This is a genomic window from Pseudoalteromonas sp. T1lg76, assembly GCF_002964725.1.
Classification (GTDB): domain Bacteria; phylum Pseudomonadota; class Gammaproteobacteria; order Enterobacterales; family Alteromonadaceae; genus Pseudoalteromonas.
In genome coordinates this window covers 1-17,858 of record NZ_PQCE01000010.1, presented here as the reverse complement: position 1 = coordinate 17,858, position 17,858 = coordinate 1, and the positions used below count along the sequence as shown (strand labels likewise).

Sequence of the window (17,858 nt, the reverse complement as noted above, 5' to 3'; positions counted from 1 at the left end):
AACCAGTTAATTGTATGTAAAAAGGCATAAAAAAAGCCCCTACAACAATCTGTAGAGGCTTATGCATCCGCGAGTAATACTCAAGGGATGCGACTAACTGCCCAAAGGCGTTAGCTTATTTATTCATGAAGTCGACACCTTCTTGGATGTCTTTGTTCAGAGTTGCAAGCATGTCGTCTTTTGCTTTTTGCTCAAACGCGCTTAGCTCGCCGTAAGAAAGAAGCTCTTCAACACCGTTCTTACCAAGACGTACTGGCTGTGCGAAGAATTGTGCGTCTTCACCATTACCTTCAACGTAAGCGTATTCGATCACGTCTTCACCCTGTAGGCCTTTCACTAGTGATAGGCAGAAACGTGCTGCCGCTGCACCCATTGAAAGTGTTGCGCTACCGCCACCGGCTTTAGCTTCAACAACTTCAGTACCCGCGTTTTGAATACGTGTAGTAAGTGCTGCGATTTCCTCGTCAGAGAAAGTAGCGCCTTCCACTTGTGAAAGAAGAGGAAGAATCGTTGTGCCCGAGTGACCACCGATCACAGGAACTTTAACCTGGCTAACGTCTAGACCTTTAAGCTCGGCAACGAAAGTCTCGGCACGGATAACATCAAGCGTTGTTACACCGAATACGCGAGCTGGGTCATAAGTACCCGCTTTTTTGAATACTTCAGCAACGATTGGCACAGTGCCGTTTACCGGGTTAGTGATAACACCCACCATGGCTTTAGGACAGTTTTTAACTATGCCTTCAGCAAGAGTCTGGATGATGCTCGCGTTTACGTTGAATAGGTCAGCACGATCCATGCCCGGCTTACGTGGCATACCCGCTGGGATCAAAACAACGTCACAACCGCTTAGTGCTGCATCAAGGTCGTCTTTACCGAAACCTTTTACTGCTACTGCAGTTGGGATGTGTGATAGGTCTACGGCAACACCAGGAACAACAGGCGCTACGTCGTATAGAGACAGTTCAGAACCAGCAGGAAGGCTATTTTTTAGTAGTAAAGATAGCGCTTGACCGATACCACCGGCAGCACCTAAAACGGCAACTTTCATTTTAATTCTCCGTAAATAACGAGACTAGGTTATGTGAGATTAGGGTCATCAGACCTAAAGATGGCCTAAAGATAATGAAAATAGGCGATAAAGACAAATTAATCCGCGTTATTTTGAGGATAATCTCGACCATAGTCGTAAACTTAACTGTAAAGATTCTAGGGTCTGTTTATCTTTGAGGTTTACTTTATGTTCAATCTAAACGCATTCTGGTCACGACGCTCGTTATGGTGCATAGTCATTCTATGTACATAGCGAGTAACACAGAGCAGGATGCGTTTAGATGAACCCTTAGGGCAGCGCTTGTAGCGCATTTCTACTGTGTTGTTACATGTTCATGTAGAATAACTACACCACACATGTGCCGCCTTGTATAAATACACTACAAACTGCTGAAGAAACAAACAGCAAAGGTCAACAGACCCTACTAAGATGAAATACACTGACTTCTTAGGTAGAATATTGACAACAATTTGCAAAGAAGAATGACATTATGCAAGCGCAAGAAAAACAGGAAGCTTTAGTAAAAGCCTTTAAGGCAATTCTTAAAGAAGAAAACTTTGGTTCACAAGGTGAGATTGTCGACGCCCTTAAAGAACAAGGTTTTGACAACATCAGTCAAAGCAAGGTTTCGCGCATGCTTAGTAAATTCGGCGCGGTGCGAACCCGTAATGCCAAACAGGAAATGGTGTACTGTTTGCCGGCCGAACTCGCCGTACCAACCGCTAAGTCCCCACTGCGCCAATTGGTGATCGATATAGTTCACAATGAAATGATGATCATCATCAACACCAGCCCGGGTGCGGCGCAATTGATTGCCCGCCTGCTCGACTCCTTGGGCAAGGCCGATGGCGTACTGGGTACCATAGCCGGTGACGATACCATCTTTATTGCTCCCGCCAAGGTGTCTGAAATCGATGTCACCTTAGATCGGGTACGCAAACTATTCGATAACGTATAAAAAAAGAGGCGCTCGCCTCTTTTTCTTTGTTCAATTACTTATAAACTTTTCAGTAATTCCACCGAGGGAGCAAAGAAAGCCGCGCCCATATCCGCCTGGGTGAAGTCGAGCCAGGCATCATAATGCAGATAATTACCCAGCTGGCTATTAAGCATTTGCGCAAAGGCATTACCACTGGCGGCGCAGGTCACCGACAGCAGACCTTGTTTATTCATACTCGCAAAGGGCATACCCTGATGTAATAACAACGGCTGGCCCTTTTCATCTTTTAACTCGGTGCACACCGCATGACTGTTGGCGTTAAGCGGCATCAACAGTTCACTGTCAAGACGCGTGCGTCCCATTACCAGCTCCTGATCTTCCTGACTTAGTGCCTGCCAGGACGTGAGGTTATGGGTAAAGCGCTGCACATGGATATAGCTGCCATGCGCAAAATACTCTTCGTCACTGACTAAAGCGGTAAGCATTTTCTGGCGCCCGAAAGGGGTATCCGGAGCATAAACAAAGCCGTTAAAATCGCGACCATCGAGAAAGCGGAAACAGCTGATTTCCTCGACCAGCTCCACCTTTCCTGCCAATAATTGCAAAACCCGCTGACCAAAAAGGTGATTTACGTCTTCACGGTCCGAGCGTATTTGCACAAATAAATCGAATGGCTGCACACCGACGCTATGATCGCTATGACTGATACGAGGAAAACTCGTGAGTGTTGATGGTGTACGTTGGGGGTGTAATAGCGGCCAATACTGAGCGCCGATGGCAACAAAGCTGGCCACCATGGCCTCAGAGAAGCGCTCGTCAAACTCCGTCTGCACATCGAGGAGCTGAGCAAGTTTGCCCTTGAGTGCTTCATCCTGACCATCAAGGACATTAAAAAACAGATGCAAGCCATGTAAGTTAGCTTGCGCGCACACGCCGGATTGCGCTTTGGCCATCTAATTTCCTATGTTTTTATTCTTGGATTGTGCCCGCCTGCGCTGCGGGCTGGGGCTGTTTTAGGCGGTGAAAAAATTCACCGCATGTGAACTAATTGTAATAGATAGCCTTTGTCCCGGCAAAAACTCTTGTTCAGGTTGTTTTACTGGTATTTCAATCTCTTGCCCTAACACCTGCACCCGATAAACATACTCGGTGCCGACAAAACGCTTAGACACAACGGTTACAGGCCCCTTGTCATCGCGTATCAGTTGCAAGTCGTGCGGGCGCACGTATAACTGCCCGGTAAGCTCATTGCCCGCCACCGCTTGGTGCGATTGAACCACGCCAAACTGGGTTTCAAAGTGATAGTCATCCTGTTTTTGCGCATCCAGATATAAACCTGAGCCAAGAAACTCGGCCACCACTTTCGAGCGCGGGTGATGAAAAAGCTGCTGCGGTGTGCCCTGTTGAGCAATTTGCCCTTGGTGCATCACAGCTAGGGTATCGGCAAAGGCAAAGGCCTCTTCCTTGGAGTGAGTCACGAAAATCGCCGACACCTGCTGGTCTTTAATAATGCGACGAATATCGGCGATCAGCTGAAAGCGCACCTGATGGTCAATATTGGAAAAAGGCTCATCCAACAACAAGAGGCTAGGCTTATAGGCTAAGGCTCGGGCGATGGCGACTCGCTGCTGCTGGCCACCGGATAACTGATGCGGGTAGCGGTTGGCACAGTCTTCGAGATGCACCAGCGCCAGCATTTCCTTAACCCGCTGCACCTTGTTGGCCCGGGTCATGGCCTTTAAACCAAAGGCGATATTCTGGGCCACATTTAAGTGTGGAAATAGGGCATAGTCCTGAAACATCATGCCCATATTACGATGCTGAGGCGCCACAAAGCGATTATCGTCGCATAAAATGGTCTCGCCGAGACGGATAACCCCTTGATGCGGGCGCAGCAAACCGGCGATGGCCTTAAGAGTGGTGGTTTTGCCGCAGCCACTGGCTCCTAACAGGCAAAGAATTTCGTTATCGCCCAAATGCAGGCTCAGGTTATCCACCACGGCACGCTCGCCATAGTTAAAGCTGATATTGTCTAAATGAAGCTGTGCCGTCATCAGTGTTTTTGCTCCATAGAGCGGTTAATAAAATAAAGCGGAATAAGACCCACAAGGACGATAAACAAGGCCGCCACCGAGGCCAGCTCAAGCTGTTCGTCGCTGACATATTGGAACACATGGGTGGCCAGGGTTTCGAAATTAAAAGGCCGCAGCAGCAAGGCCGCTGGTAGCTCTTTCATACATTCGATAAAGACCAATAATCCCGCGGTTAAAATGCCCCGCTTAAGAATAGGAATATGTACACTGGTCAGGGTTTGCCTCGCATTGCGCCCCATGGACTGGCTGGCCATATCTAAACTCGGGCTAATACGGCTAAAACTCGATTCTATGCTGCCGTGGGCAATGGCGTAAAAGCGCACCACATAGGCAAACACAATCGCAAACAGGGTGCCGCTTAAGAACAGCCCAGGAGCCTTATCGTAGGGCTCAAGCCACAGATTGATGCTCTCTTCCAGAGTCGTCAGCGGCAACAACACGGCGATGGCCAGTACCGTACCCGGTAAGGCATAGCCTGTGCTGGCCAGACGCCCAGGCCAAAGGCTGGCAGGCGAAGGCGTTAAGCGCTGAAAGTAAACCACCAAGATACTCAGGGTAATAGCCAGAACACTCACCAGAGCGGAAATCTTCAGGCTTTGCCAGGCATAAAGGAAAAACTCGCTGTTCCAGGCCTGCTCGAAGTAATCGATGGCATAACCCCCGAGCACCCAGACCGGCACCACAAAGGCAACCAATAATACTAGGCTGGCAAAAGCGCTGGCGGCGAATGCCTTGCCACCGGTGAGCGGATAGAGAGACTCATCACTGAACTGAGTTTGTCGCTCAAACACAGCCTGATTACGACGGGAATAGCGCTCAATAAAAATCGCCACAAACAGAATTAGCAGCATGATTCCGGAAATTTTCGCCGCCGCGGTCAAGGAGTAGTAACCAAACCAAGTATCATAAACGGCGGTTGTTAAAGTGCTGACGGCAAAGTAACTTACGGTGGCAAAGTCGGCCATGGCTTCCATGCTGATCAACGCTACCGCCGCGGCAATGGCGCCCTGGCTCAAAGGCAGACTGATCTTAAAAAAGCTTTGCACCGGCGTATTCCCCATGATCTCCGCGGCCTGCACCAGCTTATGTGACTGCTCCTTAAGCGCCGTTTTAAAAATTAAAAACAAATAGGGATATAACACCAGGGCCAGCATAACTATGGCACCGCCTAGGGTACGGATATCGAAAAACCAATAGTCGTCGGGAGATTGCCAACCAAAGGCATCGCGCAGCGCAATTTGCACTGGCCCCGCATAGTCGAACAAATCTGTATACACGTAGGCAATCAGGTAGGAGGGCATGGCCAGGGGCAACATCAAGGCCCAGGAAAAAAGCTTTTTACCGGGGAAATCACAATAGGCCACCAACCATCCCAGCGGCAGCGCTATCACGCAGCTCAACAAGGCCACGCCAAGGATCAACAAGATGGTGTTGCCGATATAATCCCACAGCACGGTTTCCCACAAATGCGCAAACACCAGAGGATCACTTTGCAAGGATTCAAAAATCAGGAAGCCTAACGGCAACGACAGGCCTAAGCCTGTCGTCCACGCAATCAGCTGCCACCAGGACAGCGAAAATTTAAACTGCATTGAAACTAATCAGTTAAAGGTCGAATTTAACCTCGTCAAGGAGTCGTAACGCGGCGCTACGGTGCTTGCTAATTTCCCCCAGCGGCAGCGTATCTTCTTTAAACTCACCCCAGGACGCAACCAACTCAGACAAGGGCACACCCGGCTTCACCGGATATTCCATATTGACGGAGGCATACATATTTTGTGCCGTATTGTCGGTCATAAACTCGATCAGTTTCAAGGCATTTTCCTTGTTTTTCGAGTGCTTGGTCAGTACCACACCAGAGACGTTCACATGCGCGCCACGGTCTTGCTGGTTAGGGAAGTTGATATACACGGCATCCGCCCAGGCCTTTTGCTGCTCATCCTGCATCATTTTGCCGAAGTAATAGCTGTTGCCTATGGCCACATCACACAGGCCCTCTTTCACCGCTCTCACTTGAGCGCGGTCATTCCCTTGCGGCTTACGCGCCAGGTTGGCTTTTAGGCCTTCGAGCCACTTTTTCGTCTCGGCTTCACCATGGTGAGCTATCATGGATGCCACCAAACCCAGGTTATAAGGGTGCTTGCCCGGACGCATACAAACCTTGTTGGCATACGCATCCGTGGCCAGGTCTTCGTAACTCAGGCTATCTAGCTTGCCGACTCTGTCTTTTGACGAATAAACATTACGAACGCGCTTGGTCAGTGCCACCCACTGACCATCAGGGTCGCGAAAGCCGGCAGGAATATTGGCATCGATCTGCTCGCTGCTGATGGTTTGCGTCAGTGCCATGTCTTCTAGCTGCATTAGCGCACTGAAGTTTGAGGTTAGCACCAAATCAGCCTGCGTATGCTTGCCTTCACGCTTTAAACGCTCGATAAGACCTTTTTTGGCAAACACCACCTTGGTTTCGATACCGGTTTGCTCGGTGAATTTTTCTAAAATAGGTTCAATTAAGAAGGGCTGGCGAAATGAGTAAATATTAACGGTTTCTGAGGCTAATGCTGGCGCTGCAGACAAAACTGAAACAACCGATGCCAATGCAAATCCAAGTGCTTTCTTCACCAAGAGCTCCTAGTTAAATAAAAATAATTCTCAAAAGCATCATACTGTTTAAGACGAAAAAGTACAGTGCTAAACCGCTGGTAACCCCAATAATTTCCCAGTTGGCCCCCCACCTTGTGAGATATATCTTACAAGTCACATGGCGATTGCCGCAATCAGTGCTAAAAATTTAAACAAAACATTGCGTAACTCATTATTTATTAAGGAAAACATAGTTTATTACGCGGGTTTTACAGCTTTTATTATGAGTTTACCTGGCTGACCAGGGAAGAAACATTCCCTTATACTATCTTCATTGCTTGTGAGGGCGTACAAGCGGCAAAGTTAGGAAAACTTAGCAGGGACTGCCAGGAAGGACAGCTGCAGGATGCAGAACACGAAGGACTGTAATCTAGGACAAGGAAAAAGAGCAGGATGCTCAGGCACAGGATGTGCGAGGGGATACGGGCATTGGTTCGCCTAAGGAACGCCAGCAGGGAGCGGGCAACACAGGATGTGGGGGAGAGAACCAAAGCGGCTTAGTTATTCAAAATGCTAACTACATGCGATGCACTAAACCGTACGACAGGTTGTCACAGGAAAAAGGGGACAGGGACGACACTGCAGCAGCCATGTTGCAGCTTAATCACCCAGTGATTACAGGGAATTGAACTTGCTTCAATGCCGGCAGGATGCTGGAAAATTCCGTCAGCGCGACCTATATGGTCGCGTCTTTTTTATCTGCAATAAAATTTATCCCTGGTGTTTAACTGATGCTCACACTGTATTCCCGGCAGCGTTCATCTCCTTATAAACACACAAAGAAAAAGGGAGAAATTTCCCCCTTTTATTACTGCGTAGCTCAAATCAAACCAGCTTATTTATTGGCATCCCGTTTCTCGGCGTGACGTTTTTTACGCTTTTCCTTCATTTGTGCAAACTTTTGTTGCTGCTCTTCGGTAAGAAGATTCCATACCTGATGCTTGCTTTTCAGATGAGCAATCTTGCGCTCCATCTGTTTACTTTGCTGGGCCTGAATGATTTCTCGGGCCGCCTGCTCATCAAAACTTTCGCTGGTATTAGTTAGCGCTTGCAAAGCCTTGTAGCCCTCGTGACGCGAGCCTCGTTGCGGCTTAAGTTGTTTATTGGCATCCATAATGGCTTTGATTTGCGTTTGCTGTTGCTCGCTAAGCTGTAATTGCTCAATCATGTGCTCGCTTAGCATGCCGCGCTCACCCTGCTTATGATGACCGCCCTGGCCTGCCATGGCAACGCTTGATGCTAAGCCGATAGAAATAACGGCGGCTGTAAGTAATTTATTTAATTTCATAACGGACTCCTAAGTTGTCCTTGGTTGTGAACTGGGTGTGTTATTTACTCTAGCAAGCGCAACGCAAAGCAGTGTCAGGAGCACGTAAAGGTTGTGTAAAGGTGTCGCACTGGAAACTTGCTATCAGTTAAGATGAAACTAGTTCCCGTGTTTTTGAGATAGGCGATGAAGGTTTTATTAATAGACGACGACATTGAACTGGCCTCCATGCTCAGTGAATATATACACTCCCAAGGCTTTGAAGTGGAATGTGCCCACGATGGTGAGCAAGGTCTGGTAGTGGCCATGGAAAACAGACATGACCTGATCCTGCTTGATGTAATGCTGCCTAAGCTCGACGGCTTTGAGGTACTTAAGCAACTGCGCGCCAATTCCTTGGTACCAGTGATCATGCTAACCGCCAAGGGCGATGATTTTGATCGCATCTTCGGCCTTGAGCTTGGTGCCGACGACTATATTCCCAAACCCTTTAATCATCGCGAACTGATAGCAAGGATCAAGGCGATCACCCGGCGCATAGAACATATAAACAACAGCCAGCCGCGCCAAGAGTTGGAATTTGCCAACCTGAATATCTGTATGCAAAGTCGCAGCGCCAGCGCGCAAGGGCAAGCCCTGACACTGACAGGTACCGAATTTGCAATCTTACATCTATTGTTACAAGAGCCCGGCGCAGTGATCAGCAAGGAGCAGATCAGCGAGCAGGTGTTAGGCCGGCGTTTGGCGCCCTACGATCGCTCCATAGATATGCATGTCAGCAACCTGCGCAAAAAAATAGCCGAACACATAGAAAACGAGCGCATTCGCACCGTTCGCGGTGCCGGCTATGTACTGATCGGAGACGCCTAAGTGTTCAAGCCTCTTAACAAGCTCTATGTAAAAATTTTCCTGTGGTTCTGGCTCACCTTCGCGGCCACCATAATACTCATGGCGGCACTGAGCTCAGTTAGCTTCAGCGATCTCAGTTATGAACCCTTGCAGGGCAGCGATGCCCATTACTTTAAGCGTTTGGGTCATGCTCTGGAGCGCTCGGCTAAAAAGCATCAGCACACGGCAGAGGCAGTGATCAACCAAGGACGCATGAAAAAACGTAAGCTATATCTGTATTCACCGGAAAAAGACCTGGCCTACAGTAACTTTAACGCCGCTGATGAGGTGGATTTAGGCCTGCTGAATTTTCGCCAGGATATGATGCCACAGATGATTTTTAATGAGCATTTCCACGCCCTCGGGCCCTTGCTGATCAATTTGCCAGATGGCCAGTACCAACTGTATGAGCTGCGCCCAGGTCGCACCCTACCCTGGTTTGTGCGTCTCAAACTCCTGCCCCATTGGCTAAAGGTAGCGGTTGCCGTAGGAGCCTCCTTATTGTTGAGTTTTCTCTTTACCCGCACCCTGATAGGCCCGCTTAATTCCCTGCGCTCTAGTGCCCGGGCCATTGCCGAGGGTCAACTCGACAGCCGTGTGACTCAAGCCGCACAGCGAAACGATGAAATAGGCATTCTCGCCCGTGAATTCAACGCCATGGCGCAGCGTCTGGAAACCCTGGTCAATACCCAAAGGACCTTGCTTGGTGATATCTCTCACGAGCTGCGCTCACCGCTCACGCGCTTATCACTGGCCTGTGCCATAGCTCAGGACAAGGCCGATAAAGACACCTTGGCACAGCTGCAACGTATAGAAAAAGAAGCGCAACTCTTGGACCTGATGATAGAGCGCATACTGACGCTATCACGTCTGGAGAACCGCCAGCAAAGCCTGCAAACCCAAGCCATTTCTCCAGCGCAACTGTTTGCCCCTGTGTTTACCGATGCCGAGTTTGAGGCCAAATCACACAACAAAACCATCAGCTTACCCCAATTGCCAGAGCAACCGCTGCTGAATGTCGATGCCATGCTCTTGGCAAGCGCCTGCGAAAACCTGCTGCGCAACGCCATCAAATATGCCAATAGCCATATCGACGTGACGCTCAAGCATGAGCAGCAACAATGGCAACTGAGCATTCGCGACGACGGCCCGGGCGTTGCCGAGCAGGAACTGGCTCATATTACCGAGCCCTTCTATCGCGTCGACACAGCCCGCACTCGCCACAGCGGCGGCACCGGGCTAGGTTTGGCCATTGCCGCCAAGGCCATCGCCGCCCATCAGGGGGAGCTGGTATTGCAAAATCATCCTCAAGGTGGTTTAGTAGCCACCATCAAGCTACCTACGACTTAATACTGAATGTTTTATTCCAGCGAAGCCCTGCTCCATAAAAACCATGATGCCATTGCCCATTTTTGGCATCAGGATATGACCTCAGGCTTTTTGGATACCAAGCATGGTAAGTTGTTTTACGCCTATCATCTGCCCTATCGCGCCGATTACGCCTTGGTGATCAGCTCGGGGCGCATCGAAGCGGCGCAAAAATATCAGGAATTGCTGTGGGAGCTGGCGCGTAACAATATCGCCGTGTTTATAGTCGATCATCAGGGCCAGGGGCGCTCCTACCGCCATCTTACCGATACCCATAAGGGCTATGTCGGCGATTTCGAGGACTATAAATCGGATCTGCATGAGTTTATTACCCAGGTCGTCAATCCCCAATGGCCGGGCAAAAAGGTCTTACTCGGTCACTCCATGGGCGGCGCCATCGCTCTGGATTATGCATGCACTCATCCTGAACAGTTTGCCGGACTCTTTTTAAGTGCCCCCATGTTGCAGATAAACACGGGCTCAACGGCGCCCTGGCTCGCCAAGTTGTGGGCCAGCTCGGTCTGCACCTTTACTAAGGGCGAAGGTTATGTGCCCGGACACGGCCCCTATGCGGCGGTGCCCTTTAGCGAAAATGAATTAACCCATAGTGAGGAGCGTTACCGGCGTTTTCGTGCCTTGTATCAGCAAAGCCCGGAATTACAGCTAGGTGGCGTGACCTATAAATGGTTGAATGCGGCCTTTAAGGCGATAGCAAAACTAAGGAAGAGTCTGTGCCCTGTGCCCTTGTTTATTGCCGCAGCGCAACAAGATAGCGTGGTGGATACCTCGCCCTATCAGGACTTTGTCCATGCCCAGCAGCAGGCCGCGTTAAAAACCTACGCTGGCGCTCGGCATGAACTTTTATGCGAGCAGGACTCCATACGAAAAGCCCTGCTGCGCGATTTGCTCAACTTCTGCGAGCAATTATAAGTAACCTGAGCTTCGGATAGCTAATGCCTTTCTAGCAGCCTGTTTTGGCGCTAACGGCGTTGAGTTCACTACCAATAGCCAGCTATTAGTGCGTAAATTCGCCTGGTTATCCCTAAAACTCTCTGGCTAGACAAGGGGGTATATTTATACCAATTCACTTAAATAGCTAATCATTCTAGCGGGCTAAATATCGTGCTAACGGTGTTGGAATTTTTATATGTAGAATAACTACATAGGAAAAATTCCGCCTTGTTATCACATCATTTATCCAGCGCTATATCTGATCACATACTTAACAGAATTGGTATTATAGTGAACTTTAAAAAACAATAAGTTAGCTCATCCCTTACCCAAACCTCAGGTTAAGTATTTCGCTAGGTATTTCTTATACATGGGATCGGACAAGGCCAACTCCCGCTGCTCAGCCAGGATATTTTGCAATATTTCCTTTGAAGTAAGAGGGTTAGCCAAGACCACACGGAACACTACGGTCGGCTGATAGCCATATTCTGGCGGCGTTAATCGGGTTCGCGACACGAATGAACGTCCGGCTTCACGCTGGCGCTTCTGCATACTGGCGGTAAAGCGGTTAAGGGCAGCGTAAATATCCAGCTTGGTTTGCTCATCGGCGGTTTTTAAGCGCGCCTTGATGGCCTCGGGCACATAGCGATAGGTCAGCAAACACAGCTCAGGCTCGGAGATCAGTTCAAAGTCCGGCTCCGCCTTGATCAAGTCGGCAAAGTAACGGGCCTTGTCCAAGCTCTTGTCGATCAGCATTTCATAGCCTTTACGGCCAATAATACGCAAGCAGGCATGCACCAGCATGGCCATGCCCGGACGGCTGCCTTCCAGGGTATGGCTGCCTAAGTCTTTTGAGCCCTTACGCAGAATATATTCGGCGTGGTGTTCGATGGCATCGGTGGCCGTGGGATCTTTAAACAGCACGATACCCGCGCCCATGGGCACATACATTTGTTTATGGGCATCTATAGTGATGGAGTCGGCACGCTCGATACCGGCCAACAAATGACGGGCATTTTGCGACAACAGGGTCGCGCCACCCCAAGCTGCATCGACATGGAAATGGCAGTCGATTTCCGCCGCCAAATCCGCCATCTCATTAAGAGGGTCGATATTCCCGGTTTCCGTAGTCCCGGCTACACCGACAATGGCCATCACCTTAATACCTTGCGCCTGCAGCGCCTGCGCTTCTTTGCGCATGGCCTCCACATCCACCTTATTGTCTTTATCGGTAGGAATGGATATAAAGTGGTCGCGACCTATGCCAAGCAAGTCTGCCGACTTACCCAGTGAATAGTGACCGCGCTCCGACACCAGTACCGCCAGGCCCTTGTAGCCATAGTGGAACATGGCCGCAATAAGGCCTTGAGCGCCTATGCCTTTAAAATCACCTTCGGGCTTGAGTAAGCGGTTACGGGCGATCCACAGCGCCGTAATATTAGCCACTGTACCGCCGGAGCAAAAAGCGCCTAAGGATGTCTTGGCACTGTGCATCCATTTATCATAAAAACCCTGCTTACGGTCATAAGCCATATGATGGAGCATGCCGATAACCTGGCGCTCCAAAGGCGTAAAAGCCTTAGAGGTCTCAATTTTTACCAGGTTCTGGTTTAAACCCACCATCAGCTTAGACAGTGGCAACACAAAGTGAGGCAGGGCCGAGGTCATATGGCCGATAAAGCTTGGAGCTGCGGTGTGTACCGAGTGCGCCACCAGCTTATCCATGATGTCCTGCGCGTGAGCGCTGACAAACATAGGCTCTTCTGGGATCTGCGCCGATTCAAAATCGCGCTCAATTTCATGCAGCGGTTTTTCCACCGCAGCGATGTTCTCATTCAGGAAACCGGCCAGGTTACTGGAGATCTCGGCTTCTATTTTGCTGAGCGTTGAGTCCGGTGCCTCTGGCACCGTAAAGACGCGCATCAAGCTGTGCTCTGATGCTACGGCAAAACGCTTATCACTCATGACATACCTAATTGGGTTGGCTTGGATACCGGTTCACTATACCGATATAAGGCGATGACGGATCGCTTCAAGCGGTCGATTTACTTGCGCTCACTTTATAGCAATCACCTAAAAAAGTCTTGCAGCTTTGGTCAATTTTAAGAATGTTGCATGAATTTTTTACGACATTCTCAACATAAGTTTCAGTGATGGGCACAAGTTCGGAGTCCGTCCTTGTGCCCAACCAGATACGCTTACAGATCAACCACTAAGCGATAGCTTTGCTGGCCACTGACCCAATACTTACGCTCGAACGGGGTAATGGCTGTGTCACTGGCATACTCACTGACCTGAGTTGGGTGTCCCGCCAGTTGCAGAGCACGGGCAAACTCACGCACATAAATATCCCAGTTGCTGCGCAGTTCAAGCTTGCCGCCAAGCTGCACTATGCTTGGGAATACCGCGGCGCCATGCCAGCGTCGCTGCAAGTGCTTGGCCTTGGGCCAAGGGTTGGGATAGAGCAAATAATGGTGCGTTGGCTGCCAGTTGGCCTGCACGGCCAAGCGCCAAAAGTCGTTCAGATCCGCCTGCACCAGCATATACTGGGCATCTTCATCCTGGCGATACTGCACATCATGCTTATCTAAACGGTGCGCCGACTTATCTATGCCTATCACTAGCGCGTCTGGGTGCAGCTTAGCCAAGTTAGCTGTACTCTCCCCGACGCCACAACAGGAATCAAGAATAATAGGGCCATTAAAAGCCTGCACCCTGGCATTAACCTCATCAAAGGCCGCTTGAGTATGCGCGGCAATGGGCTTTTTAAACTCCGCACTCAGGTGTTTGTTCACCACTTCATCAAGTTTTTCATGCAGGCTTGGCTGGTTAGAGACTATGGCTCTTGAATTTGCTTCGCTCATCAGTGACGTAACCCCACACCCTTACGAATTAATGTTAATGCTAAGGTAAATAACACAGTAATAAACGCCAGCAAGACGGCGAATGAGAACCAGATATTCACATCGGACACACCTAAAAAGCCAAAGCGGAAAGCATTAACCATGTAGATGATGGGGTTAATTTGCGATACCCCTTGCCAAAACTCAGGCAGTAGCGTGATGGAATAAAACACGCCGCCCAGGTAAGTCAGTGGCGTTAGCACAAAGGTAGGGATAATGCTGATATCGTCGAAGCTGTTGGCATACACGGCATTAATTAAACCGCCGAGGGCAAACACCGCCGAAGTTAAAATCACCGTGGCGACAATCACAAAGATATTATGAATTTGAATATCCACAAAAAACAGTGATACCAGGGTCACGATTAAGCCCACCAGCATGCCACGGGCCATGCCACCGCCCATATAACCCAGCACAATAATGTAATTGGGCACCGGCGCCACCAGCAGCTCTTCTATACTCTTTTGAAACTTGGTGGAATAGAAACTTGAAGCCACATTGGAGTAGGAGTTAGTGATCACCGACATCATGATCAGACCCGGGACGATAAATTCCATATAGCTAAAGCCACCCATTTCGCCGATACGAGAGCCGATCAGGCTACCGAAAATCACGAAATACAGGGTCATGGTGATCGCCGGGGGCACCAGGGTTTGCACCCAAATTCGCAAAAAGCGAATACATTCTTTGATCCAAATACTTTTTAGCGCAACGCCATACTTCAACATGATCACTCCCCTCGCCCTTGATTTAACAAGCCGACGAACAACTCTTCTAAACGGTTGGCCTTGTTACGCATGCTCAACACAGTATTGCCCTGCTCACTTAAGGCGCTAAATACGCCATTAAGGCCCTGTGACTTGGCGACTTCCACCTCCAGGGTGTGGTCGTCGGTCAGGGCAAATTGGTAGCCCTCCAGGCTTATCGGCTGCACCGGCTGTTTTAAATCAAGCACAAAGGTTTCTTTATCCAGCTTAGCCAGCAGCGCCTTGATGGTGGTGTGCTCAACTATGATGCCATGGTCGATAATGGCGATGTTTTTACAGAGCAGCTCGGCTTCTTCCAAGTAGTGGGTGGTAAGAATAATAGTCACCCCTTGCTTGTTGATTTCACGTAAGAAATCCCACATGGAGCGGCGTAATTCGATATCAACACCCGCGGTTGGCTCATCAAGGATCAACAGCTTGGGCTCATGCATCAGGGCGCGGGCGATCATCAGGCGGCGTTTCATACCACCAGAAAGCGTACGAGCGGCCTTGTCTTTTTTATCTAACAAACCAAGCTGTGCCAGGTACTTGTCGGCACGCTTATGGGCTTCGGCGCGAGGCACGCCATAATAACCGGCCTGGTTAACTAAAATCTGCTGCAGGGTTTCAAACTGGCTAAAGTTAAACTCTTGCGGCACTAAACCCAGCTCGGATTTAGCCGCTTCCAGGTCGGTATCTATATCATGGCCGAAAACTTCAACCTTGCCCTCAGTTTTGTTCACCAGCGATGAGATCACCCCTATGGTGGTGGACTTACCGGCGCCATTGGGGCCTAACAGGGCAAAGAAATCCCCCTGCTGTACTTTTAAATCTATGCCTTTGACGGCTTCAACGCCGTTTTTATAGGTCTTTTTTAACCCTTGAATATTCAATGCAATGGTCATTTATTTTTGTTCTCCATAACCCCAACGCGAGGTAAGTCTCTGCTCTATGCCCAGATGATCGAGAATACGGGCCACCATAAAGTCGACCAGATCGGCTATCGACTCAGGTTGATGATAAAAGCCCGGAGCCGCCGGCATTATGGTGACGCCCATGCGCGCCAGTTTCAGCATATTTTCCAGGTGAATTTCACTAAAAGGGGTTTCTCTGGGTACCAAGATCAGTTGGCCACGCTCTTTGATCACCACATCGGCGGCACGCTCCATCAGGTTGTCCGAGGCGCCTAGGGCAATGGCCGACACGGTACCGGCACTGCAGGGACACACCACCATTTTTTTCGGCGCGGCTGAGCCTGATGCTACCGGGCTGAACCAGTTATCCTTACCAAAGACCTTAAGTTGGCCATCGGCAGCATTAACCAAGGCACTGAGTTGCTCCGTTGCCTTATCCTCATGGCCGGACAGCTTAATGCCGGATTCGGTATCAAACACCACCCGGGCGGCGCTGGAGATCAACACAAATACCTGGTGGCCTTGCTCTATCAACACCTGTAATAAACGCAAACCGTAAGGGGCTCCGGAGGCGCCGCTAAAGGCCAGGGTAATGGGCTCTTTAAATGTGCTCATGATGTTTCCTTTTGTGCTAAGGCATGGAGCAGCTTTTGATGAATGCCGCCAAAGCCACCGTTACTCATAACCAGTATATGACTCCCAGTTTCGGCCGCGGCCACTATCTCTGCCACCAAGGCATCAATATCCGCTAAACAACGGGCACCGGCCTGCTCGGCGCGCTCTTGCAGCGACCAGCCAAGCTCGGGGGGCTCGAATAAAAATACTTCATCGGCGCCTGCAAGGGAGTCCAGCAGGGTGTCCTGATGCACCCCCATCTTCATGGTGTTTGAGCGCGGCTCTAGCACCGCAATAATGCGCTCATCGCCGACCTTGGCACGCAGACCCGCCAAGGTGGTGGCAATGGCCGTGGGGTGATGGGCAAAGTCGTCATAAACATTGACGCCAACTACCTCACCCTTGTGCTCCATACGGCGCTTAGGCGAGATAAATTCCGCCAGCGCGGCTATGCTGCTTGCCACCGGAATCCCCACATGGCGGGCGGCGGCTATGGTCATCAGGGCATTCTTAACATTGTGCTCGCCAATGGCCTGCCAACGCACCACGCCTTGCGGCTCACCGGCAAACAATACGGTGAATTCACTGCCATCGGCCTTAAGTAGCTGATAATCCCATTGCGCGGCGCCTAAGACTTCTTGTTCACTCCAAAAGCCCTTGTTGATCACCTCGACCAGCGCCTGATCATCGCTGGGGTAAATCGCCTTGCCCGAGCCTGGCAGAGTTCGCAGTAGGTGGTGAAACTGGGTTTGAATGGCGCTTAGGTCGGCAAAAATATCCGCATGGTCAAATTCCAGGTTATTCAGGATCAGCGTTCTTGGCAGGTAATGGACAAACTTACTGCGCTTGTCGAAAAATGCCGTGTCATATTCATCGGCCTCGATAACGAAAAACGGGGTTTCACCCACGCGCGCCGAGATACCGAAATTCTGCACTACACCGCCAATTAAAAAGCCCGGCTTGAGTCCGGCGTATTCCAGCACCCAGGCCAGCATACTGGCAGTGGTGGTTTTACCATGGGTACCGGCGACCGCTAACACCCAGCTATCACGCAGGATATGCTCTTTTAGCCATTCAGGACCCGAGGTATAACGCAGGCCTTTTTCCAATACATATTCAACACAGGGATTGCCGCGACTCATGGCATTACCAATGACCACTACGTCGGGGGCTGGCTCTAGCTGAGCGGGATCATAGCCCTGCACCAATTCAATGCCTAACTCTTCAAGCTGAGTGCTCATCGGCGGGTAAACGTTTTGATCCGAGCCGGTCACATGATGGCCTAAGGCCTTGGCAATCGCCGCAATACCGCCCATAAAGGTACCGCAGATGCCGAGAATATGTATGTGCATAATGACTTCCTAATAATAAAAGCCGCGCAATGGCTAGGGTCTGTTGACCTTTGTTGTTCGTTTCTGCAGCAGTTTGTAGTGTATTTATACAAGGCGGCACATGTGTGGTGTAGTTATTCTACAT

The 17,858-nt window shown here is 50.0% G+C and carries 16 protein-coding genes; 4 read left to right on the top strand and 12 right to left on the bottom strand.

Annotated elements, in window-relative coordinates; all coding sequences use genetic code 11:
- Positions 1–115 precede the first annotated feature (115 nt).
- Positions 116–1,051, bottom strand: a complete 936-nt coding sequence (mdh, locus tag C2M35_RS04305; protein ID WP_105200191.1) for a malate dehydrogenase — start codon at positions 1,049–1,051, stop codon at positions 116–118.
- A gap of 493 nt (positions 1,052–1,544) precedes the next feature.
- Here mdh and argR point away from each other — a divergent pair, with 493 nt between their 5' ends.
- Positions 1,545–2,012, top strand: coding sequence for a transcriptional regulator ArgR (argR, locus tag C2M35_RS04300; protein ID WP_105200190.1), 468 nt, complete (start codon positions 1,545–1,547; stop codon positions 2,010–2,012).
- A gap of 38 nt (positions 2,013–2,050) precedes the next feature.
- Here argR and C2M35_RS04295 read toward each other — a convergent pair whose 3' ends face one another.
- From C2M35_RS04295 to C2M35_RS04270, 5 genes are all read right to left on the bottom strand, one after another.
- The gene (locus tag C2M35_RS04295; protein WP_105200189.1) at positions 2,051–2,947 is read right to left on the bottom strand and encodes a Dyp-type peroxidase; all 897 of its coding nucleotides are present in this window, start codon (positions 2,945–2,947) and stop codon (positions 2,051–2,053) included.
- Between the two features lie 60 nt (positions 2,948–3,007).
- Positions 3,008–4,048 carry an ABC transporter ATP-binding protein gene (locus tag C2M35_RS04290; protein WP_105200188.1) on the bottom strand — a complete coding sequence of 347 codons (1,041 nt, stop codon included), beginning with the start codon at positions 4,046–4,048 and terminating at the stop codon, positions 3,008–3,010.
- Positions 4,048–5,679: an ABC transporter permease gene (locus C2M35_RS04285; RefSeq protein WP_105264685.1), complete on the bottom strand. Its 1,632-nt coding sequence runs from the start codon at positions 5,677–5,679 to the stop codon at positions 4,048–4,050. Before C2M35_RS04285 ends, C2M35_RS04290 begins: the two co-directional genes overlap by 1 nt.
- A 13-nt stretch (positions 5,680–5,692) precedes the next feature.
- Positions 5,693–6,709 (bottom strand): Fe(3+) ABC transporter substrate-binding protein, encoded by a 1,017-nt coding sequence (locus tag C2M35_RS04280; RefSeq protein WP_105258192.1) that lies wholly within the window; start codon positions 6,707–6,709, stop codon positions 5,693–5,695.
- A gap of 856 nt (positions 6,710–7,565) precedes the next feature.
- Complete coding sequence (locus C2M35_RS04270; protein WP_105200184.1) at positions 7,566–8,018, bottom strand: Spy/CpxP family protein refolding chaperone; 453 nt, start codon at positions 8,016–8,018, stop codon at positions 7,566–7,568.
- A 165-nt stretch (positions 8,019–8,183) separates the two neighbouring features.
- Here C2M35_RS04270 and C2M35_RS04265 point away from each other — a divergent pair, with 165 nt between their 5' ends.
- Genes C2M35_RS04265 through C2M35_RS04255 form a run of 3 tightly spaced genes read left to right on the top strand, consistent with a single transcriptional unit; the run spans position 8,184 to position 11,183 of the window.
- Entirely contained in the window at positions 8,184–8,867 is a 684-nt protein-coding gene (locus C2M35_RS04265) for a response regulator transcription factor (RefSeq protein WP_105264684.1), read from the top strand.
- Positions 8,868–10,235, top strand: a complete 1,368-nt coding sequence (locus tag C2M35_RS04260) for an ATP-binding protein (RefSeq protein ID WP_105264683.1) — start codon at positions 8,868–8,870, stop codon at positions 10,233–10,235.
- 6 nt (positions 10,236–10,241) lie between these two features.
- The gene (locus C2M35_RS04255; protein ID WP_105264682.1) at positions 10,242–11,183 is read left to right on the top strand and encodes an alpha/beta fold hydrolase; all 942 of its coding nucleotides are present in this window, start codon (positions 10,242–10,244) and stop codon (positions 11,181–11,183) included.
- Positions 11,184–11,540: 357 nt separating this feature from the next.
- On the opposite strand, the gene panP is transcribed toward C2M35_RS04255, so the two are convergent.
- The 6 genes from panP to mpl all read right to left on the bottom strand — a co-directional run bounded on the left by panP (position 11,541) and on the right by mpl (position 17,734).
- Positions 11,541–13,169, bottom strand: coding sequence for a pyridoxal-dependent aspartate 1-decarboxylase PanP (panP, locus tag C2M35_RS04250; protein WP_105200180.1), 1,629 nt, complete (start codon positions 13,167–13,169; stop codon positions 11,541–11,543).
- Positions 13,170–13,402: 233 nt separating this feature from the next.
- The gene (gene trmB / locus C2M35_RS04245; protein WP_105264681.1) at positions 13,403–14,068 is read right to left on the bottom strand and encodes a tRNA (guanine(46)-N(7))-methyltransferase TrmB; all 666 of its coding nucleotides are present in this window, start codon (positions 14,066–14,068) and stop codon (positions 13,403–13,405) included.
- Positions 14,068–14,835: an ABC transporter permease gene (locus C2M35_RS04240; protein WP_105200178.1), complete on the bottom strand. Its 768-nt coding sequence runs from the start codon at positions 14,833–14,835 to the stop codon at positions 14,068–14,070. Before C2M35_RS04240 ends, trmB begins: the two co-directional genes overlap by 1 nt.
- A gap of 2 nt (positions 14,836–14,837) precedes the next feature.
- Positions 14,838–15,758 (bottom strand): ABC transporter ATP-binding protein, encoded by a 921-nt coding sequence (locus C2M35_RS04235; protein ID WP_105264680.1) that lies wholly within the window; start codon positions 15,756–15,758, stop codon positions 14,838–14,840.
- On the bottom strand, positions 15,759–16,382 hold the full coding sequence (locus tag C2M35_RS04230) for a flavin prenyltransferase UbiX (RefSeq protein ID WP_105214717.1): 624 nt from the start codon (positions 16,380–16,382) through the stop codon (positions 15,759–15,761).
- On the bottom strand, positions 16,379–17,734 hold the full coding sequence (mpl, locus tag C2M35_RS04225) for a UDP-N-acetylmuramate:L-alanyl-gamma-D-glutamyl-meso-diaminopimelate ligase (RefSeq protein ID WP_105264679.1): 1,356 nt from the start codon (positions 17,732–17,734) through the stop codon (positions 16,379–16,381). The genes C2M35_RS04230 and mpl overlap by 4 nt, the downstream gene beginning before the upstream one ends.
- Positions 17,735–17,858 lie beyond the last annotated feature (124 nt).

Bases quoted from the DNA above. Each gene is read 5' to 3' on its own strand.
- C2M35_RS04270 (WP_105200184.1), bottom strand. From the start codon at position 8,018: ATGAAATTAAATAAATTACTTACAGCCGCCGTTATTTCTATCGGCTTA.
- panP (WP_105200180.1), bottom strand. From the start codon at position 13,169: ATGAGTGATAAGCGTTTTGCCGTAGCATCAGAGCACAGCTTGATGCGC.
- C2M35_RS04235 (WP_105264680.1), bottom strand. From the start codon at position 15,758: ATGACCATTGCATTGAATATTCAAGGGTTAAAAAAGACCTATAAAAAC.
- C2M35_RS04295 (WP_105200189.1), bottom strand. From the start codon at position 2,947: ATGGCCAAAGCGCAATCCGGCGTGTGCGCGCAAGCTAACTTACATGGC.
- mdh (WP_105200191.1), bottom strand. From the start codon at position 1,051: ATGAAAGTTGCCGTTTTAGGTGCTGCCGGTGGTATCGGTCAAGCGCTA.
- C2M35_RS04265 (WP_105264684.1), top strand. From the start codon at position 8,184: ATGAAGGTTTTATTAATAGACGACGACATTGAACTGGCCTCCATGCTC.
- trmB (WP_105264681.1), bottom strand. From the start codon at position 14,068: ATGAGCGAAGCAAATTCAAGAGCCATAGTCTCTAACCAGCCAAGCCTG.
- C2M35_RS04240 (WP_105200178.1), bottom strand. From the start codon at position 14,835: ATGTTGAAGTATGGCGTTGCGCTAAAAAGTATTTGGATCAAAGAATGT.
- argR (WP_105200190.1), top strand. From the start codon at position 1,545: ATGCAAGCGCAAGAAAAACAGGAAGCTTTAGTAAAAGCCTTTAAGGCA.
- C2M35_RS04230 (WP_105214717.1), bottom strand. From the start codon at position 16,382: ATGAGCACATTTAAAGAGCCCATTACCCTGGCCTTTAGCGGCGCCTCC.
- C2M35_RS04255 (WP_105264682.1), top strand. From the start codon at position 10,242: ATGTTTTATTCCAGCGAAGCCCTGCTCCATAAAAACCATGATGCCATT.
- mpl (WP_105264679.1), bottom strand. From the start codon at position 17,734: ATGCACATACATATTCTCGGCATCTGCGGTACCTTTATGGGCGGTATT.
- C2M35_RS04290 (WP_105200188.1), bottom strand. From the start codon at position 4,048: ATGACGGCACAGCTTCATTTAGACAATATCAGCTTTAACTATGGCGAG.
- C2M35_RS04285 (WP_105264685.1), bottom strand. From the start codon at position 5,679: ATGCAGTTTAAATTTTCGCTGTCCTGGTGGCAGCTGATTGCGTGGACG.